At 40.1% G+C, this 11,834-nt stretch carries 6 protein-coding genes; all 6 read right to left on the bottom strand.

Annotation, left to right across the window (positions count from 1 at the left end):
• Positions 1 to 179: 179 nt before the first annotated feature.
• The 6 genes from AB1414_08175 to AB1414_08150 all read right to left on the bottom strand — a co-directional run bounded on the left by AB1414_08175 (position 180) and on the right by AB1414_08150 (position 11,536).
• Positions 180 to 2,501 (bottom strand): tetratricopeptide repeat protein, encoded by a 2,322-nt coding sequence (locus AB1414_08175; protein ID MEW6607416.1) that lies wholly within the window; start codon positions 2,499 to 2,501, stop codon positions 180 to 182.
• A gap of 364 nt (positions 2,502 to 2,865) precedes the next feature.
• Positions 2,866 to 4,293 (bottom strand): glutamate--tRNA ligase, encoded by a 1,428-nt coding sequence (gene gltX / locus AB1414_08170; GenBank protein ID MEW6607415.1) that lies wholly within the window; start codon positions 4,291 to 4,293, stop codon positions 2,866 to 2,868.
• On the bottom strand, positions 4,277 to 4,768 hold the full coding sequence (ispF, locus tag AB1414_08165) for a 2-C-methyl-D-erythritol 2,4-cyclodiphosphate synthase (protein ID MEW6607414.1): 492 nt from the start codon (positions 4,766 to 4,768) through the stop codon (positions 4,277 to 4,279). Before ispF ends, gltX begins: the two co-directional genes overlap by 17 nt.
• Before the next feature lie 242 nt (positions 4,769 to 5,010).
• Positions 5,011 to 5,409, bottom strand: a complete 399-nt coding sequence (locus AB1414_08160) for a GxxExxY protein (GenBank protein MEW6607413.1) — start codon at positions 5,407 to 5,409, stop codon at positions 5,011 to 5,013.
• Between the two features lie 125 nt (positions 5,410 to 5,534).
• Positions 5,535 to 10,271, bottom strand: coding sequence for a hypothetical protein (locus AB1414_08155; GenBank protein MEW6607412.1), 4,737 nt, complete (start codon positions 10,269 to 10,271; stop codon positions 5,535 to 5,537).
• The gene (locus tag AB1414_08150; GenBank protein ID MEW6607411.1) at positions 10,268 to 11,536 is read right to left on the bottom strand and encodes a hypothetical protein; all 1,269 of its coding nucleotides are present in this window, start codon (positions 11,534 to 11,536) and stop codon (positions 10,268 to 10,270) included. Before AB1414_08150 ends, AB1414_08155 begins: the two co-directional genes overlap by 4 nt.
• Positions 11,537 to 11,834: the final 298 nt, after the last annotated feature.

Genomic DNA, 11,834 nt, shown 5'->3' with positions numbered 1-11,834 from the left:
AGTAGGATACTTATAGCTTTAATCAAATCAATTAAGAGTAAAATAGTATGAAGTATTTTCCCCCTTTCCTACTTCCTACTTTCCTACTTCCTACTACCTACTTGCTTGGTATGCTGAATAGTTACCTGATTTATTTCCATGTTTTCTCTGTTCCTCTGCGTCTCTGCGGTGAATAGTTACTACTTCTTTTTCTGTTCCTCAATCATCCGAATTAAATTTTTAGCATAGGTATTATTTGGGTCTATCTCTAATACTTTCGTAAATTCTAAATATGCCTCTTGAAATCGTCTTTGTTGAAAATAGATAGAGCCAAGATTTTTACGCGGCTCTATATTTTGAGGGGCAATCCGAATCATCTCCTGACATTCCTTAATTACTTCCGTGATATTCTTTTCATCATAGTAAATTCGGGCAAGATTATTATGTGCCTCAAAATTATCCGGGTTTGTCGTGATAAGTTTTTTAAGCAGTGCCTTTGTTTGTTCTGTCTTACCCTGGAGAGCGTATATTTTAGATAGATTATCGAGAGATAAACCACATTCAGGATTTACTTCTAATCCTTGTTTAAACAGTTTGATTGCCTTATCATATTTCTTTTGACTCATATAGATTGTCCCTAATTTACCCCGGACATCGGCAAAAAACGGGTCAAATTCCAATACCTTTTGATACTCGGAAATAGTCTTATCTATTTGGTCATCCTGGCTATAAGCAACGCCAAGTAAGTTATGAAAAATAGTATCTTCGGGGTAAATTTTTGTAATCTTTTCCCCTGCTTCAATTGCCTTTTTAATATTTTCTTTAAAAGTTTGAGTGGTATCTAAATATGCATGTAAGATATGTTCGTAATAATGCCTTTCATAAGGATTTAAGAGTAATGCCTTTTCAAATCTTGGGATGGAATCAACTACTGCCCCTCCAAAATAAAGGTCTCTGCCTTGTTTAAATTCAATGTCGGCAGAATAAATATTAATCGTGAACCTGGTGATAACAATCATTGGGAGAATAATAATTATGAAGATAACTAACTTAATCCATCTGGGGATTTCAGGAAGGGAAATGGATGCCGTCCCCTCTTGACTATTAAGTCTTGCCGCCACACCACAGAAGATAAAGAAAATAGATGTGCTGGGAATTATCCAGAAACAGGATTGACTCTGAACAAAATAACCTACCCCCGCACAAAAAAGACCAATATTCACAAGCCTATTTTCTTTATTTACCGCAAAAGCCCCTTTCAGGCAGAGCCCGAAGAAGATAATCAGCATCCACAAGTATGCCCCTAATCCTAAAAGTCCTTTTGCTAAGGTTAAATCTATAATATCATTATGAACTCGGTCCGGCCGCCCATATTGTCCTCCTTCGGTCAGAATAAGTTCTAAAGAGCGATATTGTGGATAGATAAGTCCAAATGTCTCTGGACCGATACCGAGCAAGGGATAATCCTTAATAATTCTAAATGAATCTCGCCACATAATGGGTCTTGCCCCTGCACTGGATCTCAAGCTTCTGGTAAATGCTGTCTCAGAAGAAGTCGTAGGCATCTCTTCATCTACCTTAACAGCCTGATTAACCATTTGTAAAATTCTTCCAAACGAAGAAGTTTCAGGTTTAAGATTGAAATATCCAGCTACAACTATAAGAATGCTTAAGGCAATAATTACCTTTTTTGTGATAAAGCTATGTTTTATTCTCAGGGATAAGCACAGAAAAGCAATCATTGAAAGTCCACATCCAATAGATGCCCCTCGTCCCATACTTAAACATAAACCGGCTAAAATAAGAGCTAAACACATTCCGTAAAACCAGGGACTAATTTTGATACAAATGGTGACCAGGGATTGAGTTAACTGCTTAATTTTATCCGCGATATTTTTAATCTTAATCGCTGGTTTTTTTTGAATCTTTAGTTCCTGCAAACATAAAGCAAGGGCAATAGGAAGTAAAGTAGCGGTATAAGCACCTAAATAAACAGGATTACCAAAAGTTGAGAAGACACGATTGCTATCATAGGCCCCCCATCCCACTAAATCACGGTTTAGATGTTGCATTAATCCGTAAAAACCGATTAAACCACCTGTAAAAACAGTTACATTTAATATTCGATAAATAGAATCCTGATTTAAGAAGTTTACCACAACATAAAACAGAAAAAGATAATTAATAAAGGTAATCAATCCTTCATAGCGATAATAGGCACCAACCAGGCTTAAATAAGGATTTTTAGAGAATATAGTTGCGGCAATACTCACGACAAGAAAGGAAAGAAGTGGCAGGTCAAATTTAGTATGAAAGAATTTAATCTGATTAGACAGGAAAAAGTTTACTAACCAGGTTATAAGGATAATTCCGGAGAAAAGGTGCATCAAGGCTAATTTGCCTATCATTACCCCACTTAATCTCAAGTCAATAAACCAGGGAACTGAAATGATAAGTAGCATTAAGTTAATTTCTACGATTAGATTATAATAATCAAAACTTTTTTTCGACTTCTTGCTCATTGTTTTATTAAGTATACTCGGAATAATAAGTATTGTCAATATAATTCATATTACCACAGCAATTCTCGGTGAAAATTTTGGTGGTGTCTGAAAATAACACTAATAGTGAAATCTATGCAGATATGGAGATTATTCATTGTCCTTTCCAAAATTTGTAACCGTTCAGGATATAGCCATAGAGCCACAGAGAACACAGAGGGAATATATAATCACGAATGAATCCCGTTAGATGTTCTAATAGATTAAGACACCACCGCATTTTTAAACACCGAAAAACGCGAAAAAAAGATATTTTCCTCTCTGTTTCTCTGCGTCTCTGCGGTAAAGGATTACCTGAACGGTTACCCGTGCTCTTTGTTCAGTGCTAATTGGTTTTAATTCTTTTTAAAGACACTTCCTTGCCTAATACCGCTATGATTTCAGGTAATTCAGGTCCGTGTATCTTACCAGTCAATGCCACTCTAATTGGCATAAATAATTCTTTACCTTTGACACCAATTTCTTTTCCTATATCTTTAATCACTGATGCTATCTTTTCTGGGGATAAATCATCTGTCTGTTCTAATTTTTTAGAGAAGCAATCTAATATTTGGGTTGCCTTCTCACCCTTTAAAATCTCTTTTGTCTCATCATCGAAGATTATTTTTGAATTAAATATATAATCAACCTGGTCAGTAATTTCTGACAGGCAATTTATGCGGTCTTTAACCAAATCCACGACTGCTTTAAGCCACTCAAAATCACCACAACAGGTAACACATCCTTTCTTTTTCAAATAAGGGATAGCCAATTTAGTTAATCTAACCAAATCAGCATTTCTAATGTAATTGCCATTCATCCAGTTTAACTTATCTATGTCAAAAATAGCCGGACTTTTGGTCACCCGTTCTAATGAAAAATCTTTGATGAGTTCATCCACAGAATAAATTTCTTTGTTTTGCTCAGCTGAAGACCAACCGCGCAGTGCCAGATAATTGACCAATGCCTCTGGTAAATAGCCCAGTTCTCGATATGCCTCTGTGGATGTTGCCCCATGTCGTTTTGAGAATCTTGCCCCATCTGGTCCTAAAATCATTGGTAAATGTGCAAATTGTGGCAGGTCAAATCCGAATGTTTGATAGAGTAATATTTGTTTAGGGGTATTTGATAAATGGTCATCCCCACGAATGACATGGGTTATTTTCATTAAATAATCATCTATTACCACCGCGAAGTTGTATGCCGCAACACCATCAGAGCGAATAATGACAAAGTCATGTAGGATTTCTGAAGAAAATTCTACATCCCTTCGAATTAAATCCTGGACGACAATCATCTCGTTTATTTCCGGGATTTTAAATCGAATGACAGGTTTTCTGCCTGCGTCTGTTAATTGTTGTTTTTCCGATGTGGTTAAATTTCTACACCTACCATCATATCCGTGTATTCCTTGTTTTCTTTTCGCCTCCAGTTCTTCCTCAGTGCAGTAACAATAATATGCCTTGTCCTCTTGCAAGAGTTTATCAGCATATTCTTGATAAATTTTTAATCTTTCTCGCTGGCGATACGGGGCATACTCGCCACCGACTTCAGGACCTTCATCCCAATCAAGCCCAAGCCATTTCAACGAACTAATAATTGTTCCTTCAGAGGCTTGTTCTGACCTCTCTAAATCCGTATCTTCAATTCTTAAGATAAATTTACCATTGTGATGTCTGGCAAATAGCCAGTTAAATAATGCTGTGCGGACACCACCTAAATGAAGATAACCTGTTGGACTGGGTGCAAATCTTACCCTAACCTTCTGTTCCATAGCCTATTTTTACCACACTTACTACGGCTACACAGGCAATTGCCTCTTTTTCACCAATGATACCGAGTCCTTTAGTCGTAGTAGCTTTGATATTTACCTCCTCTTCCTCAACATTAATCACTTTAACCACATTCTTTTTCATCTGGTCAATGTATGGAGACAATTGCGGTTCTTGGGCGATAATGGAGGCATCAATATTATTTATAATAAAATTTCTCTCAGTGACTATTTTATAAACTCTCTCTAACAAGGTAATGCTGGAAATTCCCATTAATTCAGGTTTGCCTACACCGAATGTTCTGCCAATATCTCCCTGCCCCACACTGCCTAATAAGGCATCAATAATTGCATGGATTAGAACATCGGCATCCGAATCGCCTTCTAATCCCTTTTCATAAGGAATTTCTACTCCACCTAAGATCAATTTTCTACCTTTGACTAATTTATGAATATCAATTCCAATTCCAACTCGCATTTTTTATCTCCCTTGAAAATAAGGAAGTAGAAAGTAGAGGGTAGAGAGTAGAAAGTAAAGAAAACATCACTTCTCACGACTATCTCCTTACCTCCCACCTTCTATCTCCTACCACTATTTTCGTCCTCCTTTGTGTCCACCATGTGGACATAGCCGTTCTCCTAAAAATAGCCGTAAGAATAGAACACGGATGACACGGATTTAACGGATTTTCACTGATTCTTTATCCGTGTCAATCCATTTCATCCGTGCAATCCGTGTTCTATCTCCTTCCTGTCATTTGTAAAAATTACCCTTTTGAATTCTGGTGTCTTACCAAAATTTAACACAAGGCCAACTTCTTTATCTGTCGCCTTGAGATAATTTATCAACTGTGCTTTATGTTCTTCCCTCAAACTCTCGGCAGATTTAAGTTCTATGATGACCTGATCATTAACAACAATATCAGCATAATAATCTCCTACTTCCTGACCATTGTAGTAAACTCTGATATTTTGCTGTTGTGATATATAAAATCCCAGCTTTTTCAACTCAATAATAAGTGCATTTTCGTAAACTTTCTCCAAGAATCCGTAACCCAATGTGTTATAAACTTGGTAAAACGATTTAATGATCTTTTCCGTTATATCAGAATGTAACATAATCACTCCATATCTTAATAGAACACAGATGACACGGATTTAACGGATTTTCACTGATTCTTTATCCGTGTCAATCCGTTTCATCCGTGCAATCCGTGTTCTATCTTTTTAAATAAGCCCCCAGATCAAGGAGAGACCTTGGGGTCCACCCCCATATCCTTTTTTTCTATCTTAAACAAGCTCAGGGTGCCGTTCTGGTTGGCGGTGAGGATTAGGAGATTGCCACTTTTATCATTAGTGAGGCTTATATTCCTCGGTATCCATAAAAGATGGATACACTGAATCTCTTTGCCGCTGGCTACATCCCATAGCCTGAGGGTCTTATCCCTTGATGCCGAGAGGATGCTTTTGCCATCTATAGAAAAGGCACAACTCAACACCTCATCCCTATGTCCTGAGAACTTCCGCATCTCTTTGCCGCTGGCTACATCCCATAGCCTGAGGGTTCTATCCCATGATGCCGAGAGGATGCTTTTGCCGTCGCCAGAGAAGGCACAACTAAACACCGCATCCGTATGTTCTGAGAACCGCCGCATCTCTTTACCGCTGGCTACATCCCATAGCCTGAGGGTTCTATCCCATGATGCCGAGAGGATGCTTTTGCCATCTGGCGAGAAGGCACAACTCTCCACATAAGCCGTATGTCCTGATAACTGGCACATCTCTTTGCCGCTGGTTACATCCCATAGCCTGAGGGTTCTATCCCATGATGCCGAGAGGATGCTTTTGCCGTCGCCAGAGAAGGCACAACTAAACACCGCATCCGTATGTCCTGAGAACTGGCGCATCTCTTTGCCGCTGGCTACATCCCATAGCCTGAGGGTATTATCACTTGATGAAGAGAGGATGCTTTTGCCATCTGGCGAGAAGGCACAACTCAACACCGCAGCCGTATGTTCTGAGAACTGCTGTATCTCTTTGCCGCTGGCTACATCCCATAGCCGCAGGGTCTTATCCCATGATGCCGAGAGGATGCTTTTGCCGTCATCAGAGAAGGCACAACTCAACACTTCATTCGTATGTCCTGAGAACTGCCGCATCTCTTTGCCGCTGACTACATCCCATAGCCTGAGGGTTCTATCACTTGATGCCGAGAGGATGCTTTTGCCGTCGCCAGAGAAGGCACAACTCCACACATCATCCGTATGTCCTGAGAACTGGCGCAGCTCTTTGCCGCTGACTACATCCCATAGCCTGAGGGTTCTATCACTTGATGCCGAGAGGATGCTTTTGCCATCCCCAGAGAAGGCACAACTCCACACATCAGCCGTATGTCCTGAGAACCGGCGCATCTCTTTGCCGCTGGCTACATCCCATAGCCGCAGGGTTCTATCCCTTGATGCCGAGAGGATGCTTTTGCCATCCCCAGAGAAGGCACAACTCCACACATCAGCCGTATGTCCTGAGAACTGCTGTATCTCTTTGCCGCTGGCTACATCCCATAGCCGCAGGGTCTTATCCTTTGATGCCGAGAGGATGCTTTTGCCGTCGCCGGAGAAGGCACAACTATACACCTCAGCCGTATGTCCTGAGAACTGGCGCAGCTCTTTGCCGCTGGCTACATCCCATAGCCGCAGGGTCTTATCCTTTGATGCCGAGAGGATGCTTTTGCCATCTGGCGAGAAGGCACAACTCTCTACATCATCCGTATGTCCTGAGAACTTTCGCAGCTCTTTGCCGCTGGCTACATCCCATAGCCTGAGGGTCTTATCACTTGATGAAGAGAGGATGCTTTTGCCATCTTTAGAGAAGGCACAACTAAACACCCCACCCGTATGTCCTGAGAACTGGCGTATCTCTTTGCCGCTGGCTACATCCCATAGCCTGAGGGTTTTATCCCATGATGCCGAGAGGATGGTTTTGCCATCCGGGGAGAAGACACAACCTCTCACCTCACTATCATGTTTCAGGTTAGGTGAGCCAAAGAAGCCTTGAAGGGACCTGCCTACATTCGTTGAGTAATATTCAAAGTTTTTGTCCTCAGGATGGTATCCCGGGGTATCAAGACAAAGGACATTAGAATAGAAGAAAGAAGACTCATCCCGCCATTTCCTTTGCCAGGCATCAATCATCTCCTTCTGGACTATCTTCTCTAATAAGTTCATTCGTAGATTGAGCAATTCAGAGGAGGTATCAAAGAAATTTTTAGCCGGGATGTAGGTTTCCAGCAATGTATTTCTGGGTAGCCTGGCTGAGCCATCAAAATGCCTTAAGGCATCATTTAATACCCCTTTATCTTCACTCATAAGGACATCACTCAGGGTTTTATATACCCATTCAGGTCTTTTCTTGCTTATCTCTTCTTCTTTTTCTTTTTGCGGTTGTATAGTTTGAAGTTCTTCCAGCTCCTCTTTCTCTATCCTTTCCAGCCCGCATAAACAGCGGTATAAAAGTGAGGTATGGGCTAAATCTTTACCATTTTTAAGCTCTGCAATGATACTATATCCTATCTCCCTATCCTTTTCAGAGGCAATAGATAGGGTCTCTAATTGATGGGCGATATCTATCCGGGCAACCCCTTTAATGTCTATCCTTTTATTTATTGCTATCCATCTGGCGGCTAAAAATTCCATCACCGTAGAATGGAGGAGGGTTAACTCTTCATAGCCTGAAGGGATGAGGAGCTGGGTATTAATGAGTTCCGTAAGCCACTTATCTGCATCTTTCACATCGCTTTTCTTAATTTCGGTTTTGATAGTAGTCTGATTGATGTCTCTACGGGGGGAGCCAGTTACCGATTCATAGAGGCATTGGTAGGATAGAGAAGAGAGGCAATCATATTGTTTTGCCGCATCAGGTTTTTTCGCCAGTGAATCTTTTTTGGCTTCAATGAAGAATTCCCTTATCTTCTCAGGATATTCAAATTCCCTCAATTTTATCCTCTCCCATATTTGTAAGAGGAAGAACTTGACGAGGATATCATACATTACATATCTTCTTTCAATTCTCTCAAAAAACTGATAATATATCATCAGCAGGATAGCGGTAAGTGGTGTGCCGGCAATTCTTTTTACCACCTCTTCCCGCCAGACAACCTCATCAAATCTTTTATAAAGTTCTGTCTCTTCACCATAAAAGCCTTTAACTAATTGCCGTAGTTGTTCTGGCTCAAGCGAGGCAACCGTAAATATGGGGAGATTCTCGGCGGGGTAATCATCCTCAATCTTTCTTGAGGTAAGGAAGAGTTTATTTTTGTCCTGCTCTTTAATTTCTTTCATCAGGTTTTTTATTATCTCCATTATTATCTGGCGGTTTTCTAATGATGCTTCATCAAACCCATCCACATATAGGGCTAATGAATTATTTTCCCATTGTTGCAGGAGTTCATTTCTTGCCGTTTGTAAGGCAACTTCTTCAGCTACAGTCAAGGTTTCCGGCTCTCTTTTAGGAAATAGGAAGCCAGAAAGGAGGTATTCTATGGCAGAAGACCGCTCATATCTTGCCAATTCAGGTTTATGACCCATCCTTTCACACCATTTGCCAAAGTCTGGCAGTTCCCTGCAGCACACAAAGATAGGTGTTTTTCCCTCCTTGAAGGTAGAATGGGTAAAATAGTGCAGGATAGTGGTCTTGCCTGCACCAGGAATACCATAGATAAATCCTTTGTTAAATGTTTCAAATACCTCTTTGGCGGTATATGAGGCCTTTTCCTTTTCCTTCTCTTCCTCATATCTTTCCTTTGCAGATATACTCAATCCTCTGGGTAGGGAAACCGCTCTTTTTGACAGGGCTGTTTTTTGAGCAAGGGTTATATCTATGTTAAGATTGATAAAGTTTTGCTCAATGTCAATAGGTGGATACAATCCGCCCAGCACCGGGATAGTCTTTAATTTTTCTTTAAGGGCTTGTAGTTTTGTCTCAAGGTCAGATAGCCCTGCTTCCTGTGGCAGGAAGAGGCAATGGAGGAAGACTTTTTGGGTTTGGGTAAATCCTTTTAGATGAAACTCGCCTAAGGGAACGGAACTGATATTATTTGGCTTAAGCTGGGCTTGTAATCCCTGAAATAAGGCATCGGTAACGATTAATTCATCCTGCCTTGCCTCTTTCTCTATTCTAAATGTTCTTATAGCCTCAGAGCCGGTCAAATCTATCTTCTTGTCTTTTTCATCAAACCAGAATTGGAAATAACCCAGATGGGCAATCATCCGCAATAGAACCTTGAAGCCAAACCTATCTTTTATCTGCCGCTCCCGAAACAAGGCAAGCATCACCTTGATAAGTTCCTGCGTCTTATTTGAGTCGCCAAAAAAGAGCACGGCATCACCGATAGACCTTATCCATTCAAAGCCATAACCTTCAACAATTTGTTTGGATTCGTGGTAATAGTAATCAAGGAATTGTTGGGTGTAGGAAGGACCCAGTCTTTCAGATTGGGGAGTAAAATTGACAATATCTATGAGGCAGAGGATACCACATCTTTGTGTGGTAATCTTAAAATCAAAACTACCGCCGGTGCGTCTTGAGAATAAATCCGGTGCCTCTCTGGCAATCCGAGCAAAGCCTGCATCCTGAACCCAAAAGATAAAGTTATGGTTATACTCTGCTAACACATCCCGTGATAAATTCAGGTTGCTTAGTGCGTCGGTCGGGGCATCATCCCAACCGTAGAAAGAGACTACCGCAGGCGGGTCAGAAGGTAGATTGTTGTCTCTAAGTAGCTGTAATGGGTCCGGGTTATCTGAGGTGATGTAGAACTCGTGGAATGGCATAGCGGAAAAATTCTCTTTAAGCCTCGCAGTAATTCGCTTTGGGACTTCTTCCTGGTCATAGATTGCGACGATAAAACTACCTCTCCTGATAACATTTATCAAGGTAAGGAGTCTCTTAAAATCATCTTCAAATTGACTAATCTTTTCGTTCATAAGATGTCCTTAACGATGGGGTGCACATCAATCCATAAATCATCGTTACGATATTCTAATAGAGCAAGGTTATGGAGCAGGTCTCGGACAATGGGTTCATTTGTTCCGCGTTTCTTCTCACCTTTATGAACCCTTTCTAAGACTTCATATTCTTCTGTGGTAAGGAGAGCCTGGTAATCCTGGCGAATTTTATTCCCTGCCTTGATGATATTCTCTTTATCAATTCTTTCATACCTTGAGGCAAGAGCCTTAAGAGCGGCATCTTGCACCAGGCTAATCAATTCGCTTATTACTCCACCACTTAGATTAATTGCTTCCTGGATTGCCTCTTCAGCAATAAGTTGTGCTTCTACCCGTGTTAAGATAATCCTTTTTAAAAGCTCTATTCCTTTTAAGTTTTTATTTCCTTGCTTATCAGATATGAATATATTTGGTAAAATAAAGTCGCGATGAAATGCTCTTTTAATCTGAGGGAAATCATTTGAATATTGTAGGGCAATAGGGAAGGTATAGATGATTCTTGAGTTAATTTGGGTTAGAGAAGTTCCATGGAGAAAGAAAAGGTTTAATGCATTTTGAAGATTAACTTTATCGATGTCTTCAATAATTATAAGCGTCTTTTTAGCTGTCTTTTCTTCAATCTCACTGATGGTAAGGTTAATTTTATCAATAAGCTCTTCCAGTCTTGGTTCTATGCGCTGGCGCATAATTGTTCTGGTTATGCTTTCCTTAGTTATTTTTCCTGTAAGTTTTACTACCAGCAGATTCAGTTCGCTTGTGATATCCAGTGCTTCTGGGGTTTCTACGATTCTCTCTTTAATAATCTCGTTATGTAACCAATCCTGGATGTTATGAAGAATACCTTCATTTATCTTCACCTTATCTTCTAACGCCTTGTTGATAAGGTTAAGTCCGCACATTAGAATTATGTCTATATAATTTAGATCAACCAAAGAAAGGGTTTTGAGAATAGAAAATCTGACTATGAAGAATCTATCTTGTAAGAGTAGGGCAAGATGATTTAGCTCTGTAGATTTTCCGCTGCCGCGGTGACCACTAAATAGTATCTTTACCGGAGAATCTATGGTAATAAGATAGCGCTCTATCTCTTCTAATAATGTTTTTGACCTTAAGACGAAATAGTTATCTTGCTCCTGTTGGGTAACAAGTGGTCTTTGGGGGTCAAATAGGTTAATCATTTCACCAAGGTTTTGGGCTTTAGTTGCGGTTTGGGTTTGTGTAACCAGTGATTTTTTTGCTGGCATTTTTATATCCTCCTCTGGTTAAAGGTAATGTCAAAAATTTTTACCTAAATTTCTCTTAACTCTTTATATTTTCAGATAGTTATGTAAATTTGGCTTGCCTCCCCCCATTTTTTGTGATATAATGGGAAAAAATATTTGTGTCTGGTTTCTCTCAAAACCACTAAAAGGAGGCAAACCAAATGAACAAATTTAATCGTTTCGTTATCTGGATATGTTCTAAATTCACCCGTAGTGAAATAGAACAAATTATTCAAAGCCTTTCTGAAATATTAGCTGACCGTAACCCCGATGTTAAGCC

The organism is bacterium, assembly GCA_040755795.1.
Classification (GTDB): domain Bacteria; phylum UBA9089; class CG2-30-40-21; order CG2-30-40-21; family SBAY01; genus JBFLXS01.
The sequence above is the reverse complement of the archived record's forward strand: the minus strand, read 5'-3'. Positions and strand labels throughout refer to the sequence as shown.